Genomic DNA, 15733 nt, shown 5'->3' with positions numbered 1-15733 from the left:
CGATGTATCGAACCGATACATCGAGACGATAGGTCTCCTTGCCGTGTGGTGGCAAGGCGGCCGCCGGTGACTCGGGTCACAGGCAGGTCACAGTGAGGTCGCGAAAGCGGTTCCGCGTAGTCTGTTCCGCCGTGTGGTACCTCAAGCCCCGCTTCCTGCGGAACCGCCCCCCGCGCGTGTGCGTCCTGGGGAGCGGAGAGCCACGACCCGTGCGTCCGACCTCCGCGTCGTACGGCCGAGGAGTAGCGAACGCATGAGTGAACATCGCCGTAGATCACAGCAACCGCGCCCCGAGGGGCGCGGTGACTCGTATTCCGGGGGCGCAGGTGGTGCCGGGGGCGGGACGCCACCCGGTGGCTCGTCGCTGCCCGCCGGGCCCGGGGGAGGCGACGAGGAGCGCCCGCTCTCGCGCGTGGAGGCCCGGCAGGCCGCCCGCTCGGGTGGTCGGCGCGCCGCCAACGGCCCCGCGTCCGGCGGCCGATCGCGAGCGGAGGCCGGACCGCCCCGGAAGAAGCGGTTCATCGACTACCCGAGGTACGGCAAGACCGGTGTACGCCGCTGGTTGCCGTCCTTCAAGCAGATCCTGGCGATGATCCTGTTCTTCCTCGCGTCGATCATGGGCCTGGCGGCCCTGGCGTACGCGATGGTCAAGGTGCCGGACCCGAACGCGAACACGACCTACCAGTCGAACATCTACTACTACGCCGACGGGAAGACCGAGATCGGTCGGACCGGGCAGGTCAACCGGCAGAACGTGACGGTCGATCAGATCCCCAAGCACGTACAGCGGGCCGTGATCGCGGCCGAGAACCGGTCGTTCTACAGCGACTCGGGCGTCTCGCCGAAGGGCTTGCTGCGGGCCGGGGTCACCATGGTCAAGGGTGGCGACACGCAGGGTGGTTCGACCATCACCCAGCAGTACGTCAAGAACACCTATCTGACCCAGGAACGCACCTTCAAGCGCAAGTTCAGCGAGATCTTCATCGCGCTCAAGGTCGACCGGCAGATGCGCAAGGACGACATCCTCGTCGGTTACCTCAACACCGCCTTCTACGGCCGCAACGCGTACGGCATCCAGGCCGCCGCCCAGGCCTACTACGGCAAGAACGTCGGCGAGCTGAACGTGGCCGAGGGCGCGTATCTGGCGACCCTGCTCAACGCGCCGGGCATCTACGACGTGATCGAGTTCCCCCGACAACTCGAGAACGTCAAGGGGCGCTGGAACTACGCGCTGGACGGCATGGTCAAGGAGGGCTGGCTGGCCAAGGCGGAGCGGGACACGCTCCAGTTCCCGATGCCGATCAAGCCCAAGCCGGCCACCAACAAGGCCGGTCAGGCCGGATACCTGATGAAGGTGACCGACCAGTACCTCAAGGCCAACAAGGTGATTCCCGAGGCGGAACTCGCGCGCGGCGGCTTCAAGATCGTCACCACGTTCGACAAGGCCAAGCAGGACGCGGCGGTCGCGGCGGTGCAGACCCAGTTGACGGACACCCTCAAGCCCGAGAAGAACAGCGCGGACAAGTACGTGCGCACGGGCCTGGCCTCGGTGGTCCCCGGCGACGGCGCGGTGGTCGCGTTGTACGGCGGCAAGGACTTCGTCCAGCAGGAGTTCAACGACGCGATACGACAAGACATCCAGGCCGGTTCGACGTTCAAGCTGTTCGTCCTCGCGGCGGCGTTGCGCGAAGGTGGAAAGGACGGACCGATCGGGCCGGAGAGCATCTACAACGGCGACAGCAAGATCCCGATCAAGCTGCCGAACGGTTCGACCTACAAGAACAGCAAGACCAATTCCGACTATCTGGCGCCGAACGAGGGCGACCAGGACTACGGTCCGGTCACCATCACCAGAGCCATGGAGAAATCGGTCAACACCGTCTTCCTCCAACTCGCCGCCAACGTCGGGGCGGACAAGGTCAAGAAGGCCGCGATCGACGCGGGTCTGCCGGAGAACCTCGACGACTTCGCTCCCGAGCCGGTGATCGCCCTCGGTGTGGCCCCGCCCAGCGCGCTGGACATGGCCGAGGCGTACGCCACGTTCGCCGCTCGCGGCCTGCACGCGGATCCGTACTTCGTCAAGGAAGTCACCCACGACGGCTCGAAGGTCGATCTGCCCAAGCACGAGCCCAAGCAGCTCTTCGACAAGAACGTCGCGGACACCGTCAACCAGGTGATGATGCGGGTCGTCGACAACCCGCCGACCAACGACGGCACCGGTCGGGAAGCGAAGAAGTTGAACCGCCCGGTGGCCGGCAAGACCGGTACCACCGACGAGAACAAGTCGGCGTGGTTCGTGGGCTACACCCCGCAACTGGCGACCTCGGTCGCGCTGTTCCGGGAGGATCCCAACACGCACGACCGGTTGTCGCTGGAAGGTCTGGGCGGCGGTGGATCCGTGCACGGTGGTGCGATGCCGACGCTGGTGTGGACCGAGTACATGAAGAAGGCGATGGACGGCATGCCGTCCACGGACTTCGCCCAGCCGGGTGAAAAGTACGCCAAGAAGGACAACGCAACGCTCCCGCCGACGACGGCGCCGCCGACGACGCGCGCACCGTCTTCGCCGCCGCCCACCACCGCGCCGCCGACCTCGCCGGCAGCGCCGACCACCTCCGCACCCGGAGGCCCGCAGGGCGGCGGCACGGGCGACCCCGGGGGTGGCGGGCACACCACCAAGCCGCCGAGCACCACCAAGCCGCCGAGCACGGATCCGCCCGGGGGGCCGCAGGGCACCACCCGCGGGGGTTCGAGCGGCTTCATCATCGGCGGGCGGGGCTGACCGCTTCGGTGCCGTACCGGCGTCGGTGCCGTGAACGGCGCCGGGCGCGGCACTAGCCTTACGCGTGCCCCATCGCTTCGGCGGTGGGGCACGCGTTGTCGTATCCGGCCGGCGAGGGCAGCTTCCTCGGGGAGCGCGAGAGGATGGGCGCCATGACGCCGACATCGACCGAACCCGTCCTGCCCACCCGGGACGACCCCGTGGTCCGGGCGGGCAGCGAACTCGTCGGCGGACCGGCCGGCCGCCGGATCCGGTTCGTGCCGAACCGGTGGTGGACCCCCGTCCGGGTGCTCGTGCTGCTCGCGGTGGTCTGCTTCGCGCTGGGAATCATGCAGAAGAAGCCCTGCTACGACGGCGGCTGGTTCTCCGGCACCACGCAGTACTCGCACGCCTGCTACAGCGACATGCCGCACCTGTACGTCAATCGCGGCCTCGCGGACGGGAAGATCCCGTACTTCCAGGAGACCGGCGACAAGGACATGAGGTTCCTGGAGTACCCGGTCATCACCGGCGGGGTGATGGCCTTCGCCGGGACCCTGGCACGGGCGGCCGGGGACATCACCGGGGGCGATCTGCGGGACGAGCAGCTGTGGTTCGTGATGATCAACGCGTTGATCATGATGGCCTGCGCCGTGGTGACCGTGATCGCGGTCAAGGGCACCTCCGGACGACGCCCCTGGGACGCCGCGATGGTGGCGTGTGCGCCCGCGTTGGCGCTGAACGGGCTGATCAACTGGGACCTGGTCGCGGTCGCGCTGACGGCGGTGGCGATGTGGTCGTGGGCGCGGCGCAACGTGGTGGTCGCCGGCGTGCTGATCGGCCTGGCGACCGCGGCCAAGCTGTATCCGGTGCTGCTGCTGGCCCCGCTGTTCCTGCTGTGTCTGCGCTCGGGCCGGATGTCGGCCTTCGCCAGGACCGCGGCGGCGGCGACGGTGTCCTGGCTGGTGGTGAACCTGCCGGTGATGGCGGACTTCGACGGCGGCTTGCACATCCGCGAGGGCTGGAAACTCTTCTACACGTTCAGCCAGGACCGCCCCGCCGACTACGGCTCGCTGTGGTTGATCATCCAGCAGCGCGACGGTCGACCACTGGAGCACCTGAACACCTACGTCACGCTCAGCCTGGTGCTGTGCTGTCTGGCGATCGCCGCGCTGGCGATGTACGCACCGCGCCGACCGCGGTTCGCCCAACTGGTGTTCCTGATCGTGGCCGCCTTCATCCTGACCAACAAGGTCTATTCGCCGCAGTACGTGCTGTGGCTGATCCCGCTGGCGGTGCTCGCCCGGCCGCGCTGGCGGGACTTCCTGATCTGGCAGGCGTGCGAGGTGACGTACTTCATCGGCGTGTGGATGTACATCGCCTCGTTCTCCGGCAAGGGCCTGTCGCAGAACGCCTACCATGTGGTGATCCTGCTGCACCTGCTCGGCACCGCGTACCTGTGCATGGTGGTGGTGCGCGACATCCTGCGCCCGGACCGGGATCCGGTGCGCGCGGACGGCGGCGACGACCCCTCGGGCGGGGTGCTCGACCGGGCGCCGGACGCCTTCGTGCCGACCTCGGTTCTGGCCCGCACGCAGGGCTGAACACGTCGAAGCGGCCCCGGTCGCGGCGGTTCGCCCGCCGCGACCGGGGCCGCCTTCTTCTTTGTCCGATCAGCCTTCGCCGTTCGGGTCGGCGCTGCGTTGTTCGGGCAGGCGCTGCGTTGTTCGGGTCAGCGCAGGGCGATCCGGTCGAAGTGCGTCGTGGTGTGCCGCAGCGCGGCCTCCAGCTCGTCGCCGGGCTTGGGCGGGGCCACGTCGTTGGCCAGGAACAGCAGGCTGACCTGCATGTGCGGCGGCTCGGCGAACCAGCGCTGCTTGCCCGCCCAGGTGAACGGGGACAACGAGCGGTTGACGGTGGCCAGGCCGGCCCGGGCGACGCCCTTGGCCCGCGGCATCACCCCGCGCACGGTCTTGGGGGCCTCCAGGCCCACTCCCTGGGCGGTGCCGCCGCTGACCACCACCAGGTGTCCGTCACTGGGCGCCTTGCGCTGGCGGTAGCCGAACCGCTCGCCGCGCGCGATCCGCACCACGTCCAGCACGGTGCCCCGACTGGCCAGCGCGTCGTGGTCGCCCAACCACAGGTCGGTGCCGATCCGCGGCCGGAACTCGGTGTCCGGGTGCCGTTCGCGCAGCACCGCGAGCTCGGGCGCGGTGAGGTGGCTGACGTACATCGTGCGCACCGGCAGCCGGGCCGCGCGCAGTCGCTCGACCCAGCCCACCACCTCGGCCACCGGGTCGTATCCGTCCGGGTGGTCCAGCGGCAGGTGCAGCGAGAAGCCCTCCAGGCGCACGTCGTCCATCCCGGTGCGGAGCTTGACCAACTCCTCCTCGGTGACCCCGTCGCGCTTCATCGTGGTCATGCACGCGACCACCACCCGGCAGCCCACCAGGTCCCGGGCGGCCTGCACCGAGGAGACCGTGCGGATGGTGCGATCCGGCAGCGGGACCGCCTCCTCGCCGCGCAGGTACGGCGTGAGCACCAGAACCTTGCCGTCGAAGTGGTCCTTGACCACCGCGGCCTCGTACGTGGTCCCCACGGCCACGGTGTCCACGCACATCCGGGCGGCCTCCTCGGCCAGCCTGGGATTGGTGAACCCGTACCCGTTGCCCTTCATCACCGGTACGAGACCGGGGAACGTGTCGCGTACCTCGTCCTGGTGCTTGCGCCAGCGGGCGGCATCGACGTAGAGCGTGAGCGACATGGGCGTTTCGGGGCCTTCCGTGTGCGGGACTTGCCCTTGGGGAACGCAGGGCGGAGGCGGGGAACACACGACGCCGGGTGCGTCGCGACGAGCACGTATCGAGCCGACGACACAGGTGCCGCCGGCGTCGCGTCAGCGACGTGACATGTACATGTCCAGTGCCTTGTGCAGCATCTTGTTGAGCGGGAAGTCCCACTCGCCGAGATACTCGACGGCCTGACCACCGGTGCCGAGCTTGAACTGGATGAGCCCGAAGAGGTGGTCGTTCTCGTCCAGCGTGTCGCTGATGCCGCGCAGGTCGTAGGCCGAGGCGCCGAGCGCGTACGCGTCCCGCAACATCCGCCACTGGATCGCGTTCGAGGGCCGGACCTCGCGCTTGTGGTTGGCCGATGCGCCGTACGAGTACCAGACGTGGTCGCCGACGGTGACCATCGTGGTGGAGGCGAGCACCTCGCCCTCGTGCTTGGCCAGATACAGCCGCATGCGCTCGGGGTCCTCGGCGTTGAGCGCCTTCCACATGCCCTGGAAGTAGGCCAACGGCCGCGGGGTGAAGTGGTCGCGTACCGCGGTGACCTTGTAGACCTCGTGGAAGACGGGCAGGTCGTCGTAGCCGCCCTGGACCACGTCCACGCCGGCCTTGGTGGCCTTCTTGATGTTGCGTCGCCACAGCTGGTTGAAGCCCGCGTGCACGTCGTCCAGGCTGCGCCGGACCAGCGGCACCTGGAACACGTAGCGCGGCTGCACGTCGCCGAAGCCGGCCCCGCCCGACGCGTCCTGCTGCCAACCCAGGCCGCGCAGTTGCCGCTCCAGCTCGGCGCTCCGGTCGTCGGTCCAGTCCGGGGTCAGATCGCGCAGCCGGTTCGCCGACTTGGCCGCGATCGCCTTCTTGATCGTGTCCGCCTCCCAGCGGGCGATCACCACCGGCGGGCCCATCTTGACCGAGAACGAGCCGCGGCTCTTGAGGTGCGCGAGCATCGGGTCGAGCCACTTGCGCAGGTCGCCGTCGAACCAGTCGATGACCGGGCCCTCCGGCATGTACGCGAGATAGCGCTTTATCTTCGGCAGTTGCCGGTACAGCACGAGTGCCGCGCCCACGACGGCGCCCGACTCGTCGATCCAACCGATGCTCTCGGATCGCCACTCACTCTTCACCGCGCCCCACGAAGGGCACTGAAGAAAGCTCACGGAGGGCCTGCCCTTGATGAAGGCGAGATGCTCCTCGGCGGTGAGCGTCCTCAGGCGCAAAGACATGTAAGAGCTCCTCGAAATCGGTTCGGCCGTGACAGAGGTTACTGCGCCTTTGGGCGCTATGGATCGTGCCCGGCGACCCGAGTCGGACCGTACGAGGACGAGGCGGACCTTACCCGTCGAAACGGATGCTCCCGCGGGCTCGCGCCCGACCCGTACGCGCACTCGACTCGGCCCGCCGGTTTCCTGTCCGGCGGGCCGAGTCGGTCGCGGCGCGTGCGCGGGTGGAGCGGCTGGGGCGGGTGGAGCCGTCAGTACAGTCCGCCGTGGAACATGTTCATGAACAGGGCCACGGCGGACACGCCGAGCGCGAGTATCGTGACCACCCGTTCACCCGTGGTCGCGGAGAACATCTGGCTGACCAGGCCGGTCACCACGCCCGCGAGCGCGGTCCACGCGCCCAGGATGTGCATGTTCTCGAAGATCGCGCAGATGCCCCCCACCAGCGCGAACAGCACCACCGCGGCCACCAGCGCGTTCTCGCGCGGATGGGCACGGCCGTCGGAGTTGAGGGTCAGCCGGGGCCGGTGCGCTCCCGCGGTGGCCGCGGTTCCCGTACGGCGGATCGTATGTGCCATCACGCACCTCCGGTGAGTGACTGCGGGACGGACGTTTTGTCCGTATAAACATCCCCCGCGGTGACCGGCGTCATGCTCGGATTTCAAGACTGTGACCGGGGCCGGGTACGCTGTACCGTCCGCTGCACTCTCGGCACCCCCGTGTGTTCACGAATCGGGGGCCGCCTTGGCGTGGCGGCATTACGCAAGCCCTCCTGCCACGGAGATTCCGTGGCCGATCAGTCCACAGGAGGTGGGTGTTCACATGCGTAGCTACGAACTCATGGTCATCCTCGACGCGGACCTCGAAGAGCGCGCGGTCACGCCGCTGCTCGAGCAGTTCCTCAATGTCATCCGCAACGACGGTGGCAAGGTCGAGAAGATCGACACGTGGGGCCGTCGCCGGCTCTCGTACGAGATCAAGAAGAAGTCCGAGGGCATCTACGCCGTCGTGGACCTGGCCGCGGAGCCCGCGACCGTCAAGGAACTCGACCGTCAGATGAACCTCAACGAGTCGGTGCTGCGGACCAAGGTCCTGCGCCCCGACCAGCGCTAGTCCGAGCTCGCGCGCACCACCAACCGCACCGCACGTCGAAACGCAGCACTGCGCTGAAATCAGCGAAGGGGTCAGCATGGCAGGCGAGACCATCATCACTGTTGTCGGAAACCTGACTGCCGACCCGGAACTGCGCTTCACGCCCAGCGGTGCCGCTGTCGCGAACTTCACCGTGGCGTCCACGCCGCGCACGTTCGACCGTCAGACGAACGAGTGGAAGGACGGCGAAGCGCTGTTCCTCCGTTGTTCGGCCTGGAAGCAGCTGGCGGAGAACGTCGCGGAATCCCTCCAGCGCGGCACGGGCGTCATCGTCCAGGGCCGGCTGAAGCAGCGGTCCTACGAGACCAAAGAGGGCGAGAAGCGCACCGTCGTGGAGCTCGAGGTCGACGAGATCGGCCCGACCCTGAAGTGGGCCACCGCCAAGATCACCAAGACCAGCCGCGGAGGCGGCGGTCAGGGTGGGTACGGCGGCGGTCAGCAGCAGGGTGGCGGTTACGGCGGCCAGCAGGGCGGCGGACAGCAGGGCGGCGGTGGCTACGGCGGCCGTCCCCAGCAGGGCGGTGGCGCACCCGCCGACGACCCGTGGGCCACTCCCGCAGGGGGCGGCCAGCAGCAGGGCGGCGGCGGCGCGGGGGGCTGGGGTCCCCCGCCGGGCGGCTACTCGGACGAACCCCCCTTCTAGGCCGCACGGCCGAGGGATCGGTTCGCACCCCGAGCTGAAGACTTCTGAAACGATCTGGAGAGCACAATGGCGAAGGCGCCTGCGCGCAAGCCTAAGAAGAAGGTCTGCGTGTTCTGCAAGGAGAAGATCTCCTATGTGGACTACAAGGACACCAACCTGCTGCGGAAGTTCATCTCCGACCGCGGGAAGATCCGCGCTCGTCGCGTGACCGGTAACTGCACGCAGCACCAGCGTGACGTCGCCGTGGCTGTCAAGAACAGCCGCGAGATGGCGCTGCTGCCGTACACCAGCACTGCTCGCTGAGAAAGGGTGATCTTGTCATGAAGCTCATCCTCACCCACGAGGTGACCGGTCTCGGTGAGCCCGGCGACATCATCGAGGTCAAGGACGGCTACGGCCGCAACTACCTCATCCCGCGCGGCTACGCGATTCGCTGGAGCCGTGGCGGCGAGAAGGACGTGGCGGCCATTCGTCGCGCCCGCAAGGTCCGCGAGATCCGCACGCTCGACCAGGCCGCCGAGGTCAAGGGTCAGCTCGCGGGTCTCAAGGTGACGCTCCAGACGCGCGCCGGCGAGACGGGCCGACTCTTCGGCTCGGTCACCGTCGCGGACGTCGTGTCGGCCATCAAGGCCGCCGGCGGTCCGGACATCGACAAGCGTCGCGTCGAGATCGGCACGCCGATCAAGACCGTCGGCTCGCACCGCATCACGGTCCGCCTCCACCAGGAGGTTTCGGCCGCGCTCGACCTCGACGTCGTGCCTGCCTGACCTGAAGCACCCGAACGGCCCGACCCCTCCCGGGGGTCGGGCCGTTCGGCGTTTCGAGTAGCCGACTGAGTAGCGGTACTCATGTCCCGAACACCCCTGTCACCGCAGGCTGGAGACACACGCCGGGTGGGCCGGCGGGGCAAAGGGGCGGACGGTCATGGCCAGGTTCATCCGACAGTGGTTGCTGCGTGTGGTCAGCTTCGCGCTGACCGGTCTGTATCAGCTCTACCGCGTCCATCCCGTCGTGTGGCGTTGGACCGCGCGCAACTACCGGCCGTGGATGCAGCGGTTCGCCCGCCGACACGCGTGGATGACCTGCCAGTTCGCCGCGCTCGATGTCCCCGCCTACCGCGACTTCCTGCGCCGGCACCGGTGGCGCTTCCGCTGGTTCGACCTCACCTCGTACCCGGAGACGTCCAAGGAGAACTACGTCAAGGCGTACCCCGAGGACACCCGCTGCTGGCTGGGCACCCTGGAGGTGGCCGGGACGGTCGTGGACGAGTCGTCCGGATCCTCCGGGACACCGCACAACTGGCTGCGGTCGCGGCGTGAACTCAAGTCGGTGCACCGCAATGTGGCCGGCTACACCTCGCTGGTCTTCCCCCGGCGCAAGTTGTTCGTGATCAACGCGTACTCGATGGGCGCGTGGGCCACCGGGACCAACACCGGGATCGCGATGGCCCGGGTGGCGATGGTCAAGAACACCGGTCCGGACATCGACAAGATCGTGGACACGCTGCGCCACTTCGGGCCGCGTTTCACCTACCTGGTCACCGCGTACCCGCCGTTCCTCAAGCACCTGCGCGACCGGCTGGACGCCGACGGCTTCGACTGGCGTCGGCATGCGATGTACGGCTTCGTCGGGGGTGAGGGCATGACCGAGGCGCTGCGCGACTACCTGGAGGAGCGCTTCGTCAAGGTGCGCTCCGGCTACGGGGCCTCGGACCTGACCATCGGGATGGCCGGCGAGAGCGACGCGACGGTGTGGCTGCGCAAGCGGCTGCTGACCGACGAGCGACTGCGGGCGCAACTGCTGGGGCCGGACGAGGGCCGGGTGCCGATGGTGTTCCAGTACAACCCGCTGGAGACGTACCTGGAGACCAACGCCGAGGACGAGGTGATCTGCACGATCAACTCGACCGCGGTGATGAGCCCGAAGGTGCGCTACAACATCGGCGACGAGGGCCGGTTGCTGACCTTCGCGCAGGTCGAGGAGATGATCCGGCCGGACGCCCGGGCATGGGTCGACTGGGAGCGCGCGGCCCGGGTCGAGGGCATGCGGCTGCCGCTGCTGCTGCTGTTCGGACGCAAGGACAGCACCATCTCGTACATGGGCGCCAACATCTATCCGCAGGACGTCGAGTACGGGCTGTATCGGGACAACCCGATGGCGGCGCACCTGGAGGGGTTCTGCCTGACCGTCGACGAGTACGCCGATCTGGAGAGCCGGCCCGTGGTCAATCTCCAGCTGCGCGACGGGACTTCGCCGGGCGACGTGGATCGGGACAAGCTCGCCCGGGTGTGCCGCGAGGGTGTGGTGCGGCACCTGGCCCGGGTCAGTCGGGACTTCGCCCAATCGCTCGCGGAGGACCCCACGTCGGCCGATGTGCGGGTGCTCGTGCACGACTTCGGGACCGGGCCGTTCCTGCGCGGCACCAGCAGGATCAAGAACGTCTACCTCGTGGAGGGGGAGCAGCGATGAGGACCACCGACTTCTCGGCGGCGCCGCCGCAGGCACAGGGCGAGGCGTTGTTCATCGGGGCCACGCACTACAGCGGACTGCGCTCGCTGCTCTCGCTGGCCCGGCCGTGGTTGCGGATGGTGCGCACCATGAAGCGGATGGACGGCTACCGCTGGCACAAGGTGTACCGGCAGGGGCCGTTTACGCTCGGTACGGTCGCGGTGTTCGCGGACCGGGACGCGCTGTTGCGGTTCGCCCGCTCCAAGGCGCACCGCGACCTGATGTGCTGGATGACCGATCACGGCGACCGCAACGGCACGGCGGGCTTCATCCGGCTCTTCGACGCGCAGCCGGCCGGCTACAGCAACGGTACGTGGCGGGCCGAGGGCAACGAGATGGCGCACATCGAGGAGTTCACCCCGATCGGATCCGAGCCGAGCGGCGCGCCGGTACACCGGAAGGCGAAGTCGTGACGCTCACCGTGGAGCGGGTCGCCTCCCGTCGCGCGCTGCGCGACTTCTGCGCACTCCCGTTGCGGCTGCACCCGAAGGATCGCTACGTGCCGGTGCTGCACGGGCAGGTGCGGCAGTGGCAACGGGCCGGGATCGAGTTGTACGTGGTGCGCGACCGGGCCGGCCGGGCGGTGGGCCGAACCTGTCTACACACCGACGGGCGCTTCGACGCCAAGCTGCGCGGCCGGCACCAGTTGTTCGGGCTCACCGAATTCGCCGACGACCCGGCGGTGTTCACGACCCTGGTGGAGCTGATGGAGCGGCAGGCCGCGCGGGCCGGCCGCGGCACCCTGTTCGGGCCGGTCGCGCTGCTGCCGAACCAGACCGGTGGGGTGATCACCTCCGGGTTCACCGAGCGCGGCTTCGTGGACTCGGCGTGGAATCCGGCGCGGTATCCGGAGATGTACGAGCGGGCCGGATTCGCCCGGCGATTCGCCGCGTCCACCTGGATCTGCCCGGATCTGCGAGGGCGCACCGACGATCCGGACACGACGTATGTGTTCGACGACGCGCGGATCGCCGCCGAGAAGTTGGTGATCCGGCGCGGCTCGCGTCGTCGGTTGGCCGAGCAACTGCCGATCCTGCACACGATGTTGAACGCGAGCTTCGGGCAGCTGGGCTACTACACGCCGATCGAGCTGGACGAACTGCGGGCGCAGACCGACGGGTTGGCCCATCTGCTGGACGAGTCGCTGCTGCTGTGGCTGGAGCGCGCGGGCGAGCCGATCGCGTTCACCCTCGCGGTGCCGGACATTTCGGAGTTCCTGATCCGGATCGGTGGCGATCTGCATCTCGCCAACCAGCTGCGGCTGTTGGCCACCCGCGGACGCTATCGCCGGGAGGCGGTGCTGATCATCAAGGGCACGGTGCCGGCCGCCCAGGGGCGCGGCTATCTGACGCTGCTGGCCCGCGAGCAGTATCGGGCGCTGCGGGCGGGCGGCTACGACACGTTGCGCAGCACATGGGTCGAGGACGACAACAAGGCGTCGGCCGCGCAGTATCGCCGGATCGGTGGCCACGAGCTGCACGGGCACACGTTCTACCAGCGAACAGTGGGGTTCACCGGGTGAGTACCCGACTCGCGGAGCTGCTGAGGTTGGCCGGGCGGGCGCCCAGCGCACACAACACGCAGCCCTGGACGGTGAGGCCGAGCGGCGCGCTGGGCTACGCGTTGTCCTGGGACGCCGAGCGCGAGCTGCCGGTCGGGGACCCGACGCGGCGGGACCTGTTCCTGGCGCTCGGCGCGTTCACGGAGGCGTTCCTGATCGCGTCCGCGGCGCTGGAGGTGCCGCTGCGGGTGGAGTGGGGCGAGGCCCCGGAGCGGGGTGCGGTGGCCCGGTTCGTGCGGGCGGAGGAGTGTTATCCGACGCCGTTCACCGCGGCGGAGTTGGCGGGGCGGCGCAGTGCGCGCGGGGCGTACGCGCCGGGGACGCTGCCGGACTCGCTGTTGGCCGAGGCCACGGAGGCGCTTGCCGGGTCGGCGGGTCTGTGGCGGGGTGGCACCCGGGCATTGGCGCCGTTGCTGGAGGAGGCGGATCGCCGGCTGTTCGCGGACCCGGCACTGGTCGCCGAGCTGCGCCGGTGGTTGCGGTTGCGACCCGCGCCCGCCGGTCGCCCGGATGCCCGGGACGGGCTGACCGGGCCCGCGTTGGCGCTGTCCCGGTTCGAGGAGCGGGCGCTGCACACGGTGCTGCGCCCGGGCGCGTATCGGGTGTTGCGGCGGCTCGGGCTGGCGCGGGGGCTGGCGGCGGCGTCGCGGGGGGTGTTGCGGTACGACGGGAGTGTGCTGGTGCTGACCGCGCCGAGCGGGCCGGTGGGTGCGGTGGACCTGCTGGAGTCGGGGCGGGGGTTGCTGCGCTGTTGGTTGACGCTGGCCCGGCACGGCTACGCGACGCATCCGCTCAGCCAGGTGATCGACTGTGCGCGGACGGCGGGAGAGGTGGAGGCCATGGTGGGCGCCACGGCGCTCGCGGTGTTCCGGGTCGGGCGGCCGGTGGCCGAGCCGGTGCGTTCCGCGCGGTGGACGGACTGAGCACGGGGTCGGCGCCAAGTCCCTCGAACGGGTGGGCGGATCGGCTTGCCTCGATACCCTAGGGGGGTATAAATTCGTCCTCGTGGGGCCGATCATGGTCCTCGTGTCGACGAAAGGATCACCGTCATGAGCACCGCCACCTTCACCGTCAGCGGGATGACCTGCGGCCACTGCGTCTCGTCCGTCACCGAGGAGGTCTCCGAGGTGTCCGGCGTGACCGACGTCAAGGTCGAGCTGGCCTCGGGTCTGGTGACCGTGACGTCCGAGCAGCCCGTGGATGCGGACGCGGTGCGTGCGGCCGTCGTCGAGGCGGGTTACCAGGTCGTCGGGGCGTGAGTCGTCGTCGTCCCGTCGGCCCGGCCGACGGGACGCGGCCGAGGGCACGGGAGGTCGTGGTCCGGTGAGATGCGGCCTTCCGCAGGCCGCACCCCGGTGCTTCAGCGCCTGCCGGTCACCAGCCAGGCGTCCCCGTACGCTCGCCTGCCGAGCAGGAGCACCCGGGTGACCATGAAGGTGCCGATCGCCCACCACCACACCGCGATCAGCCCGCCGCCCAGGGCCAGCACGGTGCCCAGCGCCGCGCAGAAGGCGGCCAGCACGATGGGCATGGTCAGCGCGAGGTAGCGGCCGTCGCCCGCGCCGATCAGCACCCCGTCCAACACGAACACCGCGCCGGCCAGCGGCTGGAGTGCGGCCACCGCGAGCAGGGTGCCGGCGAGCAGGTCCCGCACCGCCGGGTCGGTGGTGAACAGCGGGATGTACAGCGGGCGGGCGGCGATCACCACGACCGCGAACAGCACGCCGGTCCACATCCCCCACACCAGCATCCGGCGGGTCGCCGCGCGGGCGCCGCTCGCGTCCCCCGCGCCCAGGGCCCGGCCCACGATCGCCTGCGCCGCGATGGCCAGGGCGTCCATCGCGAAGGCCAGGAACGTCCACACCTGCCAGGCGACCTGGTGGGTGGCGATCGAGGTGTCGCCCATGTGGGTGGCCGCCACGGTGGCCACGATCAGGATGGCCCGCAGGCTGACCGTACGGACGAACAGCGGCGCGCCGGCCGAGGCGGAGGCCCGGATGCCGGCCGTGTCCGGGCGTAGCGAGGCGCCGTGTCGGCGGGCGCCGCGGACGACGGTGACCAGGTAGACCAGGGCCATCGCGGTCTGGGCGAGCACCGTGCCCCACGCGGAACCGGCGATGCCCCAGTGCAGGCCGTACACGAACCCGACGTTGAGCAGCAGGTTGGCGCCGAAGCCGAGGACCGCGACCACGAGCGGGGTTCGGGTGTCCTGGAGGCCGCGCAGCACGCCGGTGGCGGCGAGCACGATCAGCATCGCGGGGATGCCCAGCGAGCCGATCCGCAGGTAGGTCACCGCATGCGGCGTCGCGCTGTCCGAGGCGCCGAACGCCGCGACGATCCACGGGGCGCCGACGAGGCCGACCACGAGCAGCCCGATGCCCAGCAGCGCGGCCAGCCAGACGCCGTCCAGGCCCTGGCGGATCGCGGCGCGCGGATCGCCCGCGCCCATGAGTCGGGCGACCGCGGCGGTGGTCGCGTAGGCGAGGAACACGCACAGGTTGACCAGGGTGGTCAGCATTGTGCCCGCGACGCCCAGGCCGGCCAGTTGGGGTGTGCCGAGCCGGCCGATGATCGCCGAGTCGACGAGCACGAACAGCGGCTCGGCGACGAGGGCGAAGAAGGCCGGTATCGCCAGGCGCAGGATGTCGCGGTCGTGGGCGCGGCGCTGCGTCCGGGCGGTGGGCGGTGAGGCGGGCCGGGTGGTGGGCTCGGCGGTGGGCTTGCCGGTGGGCTTGCCGGTGGGCTTGGTGGGCTTGGTGGCCGGCTCCGGGACGGGCGGCTCTGGGGGTGGGGACGGGACCGTGGACGGCACCCGTCCACCGTAGTCATCCACAGGTAAGGGTCACAATGCGCTCCTGGTCATTACCGGCGAGCGCGGGGCGTACGCGGGTGCACACGTGGGGCGATAGCCGCATGATTCGCCCAACAGTTTTTCACATACACAGCCGGTGGATAGAGAAATCGCAGGTCAGGGCGGGTTTGTGGACATGATTGCGAAGCGTTGGCGGCTGACTGCACACAGCTTGTGCACAGCTGGACCCACCTCTCTCCACAGGTTGTCCACAGTTATCCACAGGCCCTGTGTATGACCGTCTT

Annotated in this window: 15 protein-coding genes; 11 read left to right on the top strand and 4 right to left on the bottom strand. The window is 69.4% G+C overall.

The annotated features are described in order from the left end of the window. Positions 1–412 precede the first annotated feature (412 nt). A complete protein-coding gene (locus ACFZBU_RS32310; RefSeq protein ID WP_391587244.1) occupies positions 413–2782 on the top strand; it encodes a transglycosylase domain-containing protein in 2370 nt (789 codons plus the stop codon). 143 nt (positions 2783–2925) lie between these two features. Then, the gene (locus ACFZBU_RS32305) at positions 2926–4365 is read left to right on the top strand and encodes a glycosyltransferase family 87 protein (protein WP_391587243.1); all 1440 of its coding nucleotides are present in this window, start codon (positions 2926–2928) and stop codon (positions 4363–4365) included. Between the two features lie 128 nt (positions 4366–4493). Here ACFZBU_RS32305 and ACFZBU_RS32300 read toward each other — a convergent pair whose 3' ends face one another. The 3 genes from ACFZBU_RS32300 to ACFZBU_RS32290 form a co-directional block, all read right to left on the bottom strand. After that, the gene (locus ACFZBU_RS32300) at positions 4494–5525 is read right to left on the bottom strand and encodes an alanine racemase (RefSeq protein WP_391587242.1); all 1032 of its coding nucleotides are present in this window, start codon (positions 5523–5525) and stop codon (positions 4494–4496) included. A gap of 132 nt (positions 5526–5657) precedes the next feature. Next, complete coding sequence (locus ACFZBU_RS32295; RefSeq protein ID WP_391587241.1) at positions 5658–6776, bottom strand: lipid II:glycine glycyltransferase FemX; 1119 nt, start codon at positions 6774–6776, stop codon at positions 5658–5660. Between the two features lie 248 nt (positions 6777–7024). Continuing rightward, a complete protein-coding gene (locus tag ACFZBU_RS32290) occupies positions 7025–7351 on the bottom strand; it encodes a hypothetical protein (protein WP_391587240.1) in 327 nt (108 codons plus the stop codon). Between the two features lie 244 nt (positions 7352–7595). Here ACFZBU_RS32290 and rpsF point away from each other — a divergent pair, with 244 nt between their 5' ends. From rpsF to ACFZBU_RS32245, 9 genes are all read left to right on the top strand, one after another. Next, positions 7596–7886 carry a 30S ribosomal protein S6 gene (gene rpsF, locus ACFZBU_RS32285; RefSeq protein WP_020557172.1) on the top strand — a complete coding sequence of 97 codons (291 nt, stop codon included), beginning with the start codon at positions 7596–7598 and terminating at the stop codon, positions 7884–7886. A gap of 76 nt (positions 7887–7962) precedes the next feature. After that, positions 7963–8568: a single-stranded DNA-binding protein gene (locus ACFZBU_RS32280; protein WP_391587239.1), complete on the top strand. Its 606-nt coding sequence runs from the start codon at positions 7963–7965 to the stop codon at positions 8566–8568. 66 nt (positions 8569–8634) lie between these two features. After that, positions 8635–8871: a 30S ribosomal protein S18 gene (gene rpsR / locus ACFZBU_RS32275; RefSeq protein ID WP_020557174.1), complete on the top strand. Its 237-nt coding sequence runs from the start codon at positions 8635–8637 to the stop codon at positions 8869–8871. A gap of 17 nt (positions 8872–8888) precedes the next feature. Further along, complete coding sequence (gene rplI / locus ACFZBU_RS32270) at positions 8889–9335, top strand: 50S ribosomal protein L9 (protein WP_020557175.1); 447 nt, start codon at positions 8889–8891, stop codon at positions 9333–9335. A 157-nt stretch (positions 9336–9492) separates the two neighbouring features. After that, positions 9493–11037 carry a phenylacetate--CoA ligase family protein gene (locus ACFZBU_RS32265; RefSeq protein WP_391587238.1) on the top strand — a complete coding sequence of 515 codons (1545 nt, stop codon included), beginning with the start codon at positions 9493–9495 and terminating at the stop codon, positions 11035–11037. Next, on the top strand, positions 11034–11489 hold the full coding sequence (locus tag ACFZBU_RS32260) for a DUF4188 domain-containing protein (RefSeq protein ID WP_391587237.1): 456 nt from the start codon (positions 11034–11036) through the stop codon (positions 11487–11489). Before ACFZBU_RS32265 ends, ACFZBU_RS32260 begins: the two co-directional genes overlap by 4 nt. Then, a complete protein-coding gene (locus ACFZBU_RS32255) occupies positions 11486–12598 on the top strand; it encodes a hypothetical protein (protein WP_391587236.1) in 1113 nt (370 codons plus the stop codon). Before ACFZBU_RS32260 ends, ACFZBU_RS32255 begins: the two co-directional genes overlap by 4 nt. Next, positions 12595–13560 carry a hypothetical protein gene (locus ACFZBU_RS32250; protein WP_391587235.1) on the top strand — a complete coding sequence of 322 codons (966 nt, stop codon included), beginning with the start codon at positions 12595–12597 and terminating at the stop codon, positions 13558–13560. The genes ACFZBU_RS32255 and ACFZBU_RS32250 overlap by 4 nt, the downstream gene beginning before the upstream one ends. 126 nt (positions 13561–13686) lie before the next feature. Beyond that, entirely contained in the window at positions 13687–13896 is a 210-nt protein-coding gene (locus ACFZBU_RS32245) for a heavy-metal-associated domain-containing protein (RefSeq protein ID WP_391587234.1), read from the top strand. A gap of 101 nt (positions 13897–13997) precedes the next feature. On the opposite strand, the gene ACFZBU_RS32240 is transcribed toward ACFZBU_RS32245, so the two are convergent. Beyond that, positions 13998–15281 carry an MATE family efflux transporter gene (locus ACFZBU_RS32240; protein WP_391587405.1) on the bottom strand — a complete coding sequence of 428 codons (1284 nt, stop codon included), beginning with the start codon at positions 15279–15281 and terminating at the stop codon, positions 13998–14000. Between the last annotated feature and the right edge of the window lie 452 nt (positions 15282–15733).

This window comes from Embleya sp. NPDC008237, from assembly GCF_042956465.1.
Lineage (GTDB): Bacteria > Actinomycetota > Actinomycetes > Streptomycetales > Streptomycetaceae > Embleya.
Note: the sequence above shows the minus strand (reverse complement) of the source record. Positions and strands in the feature narration are given on the sequence as shown.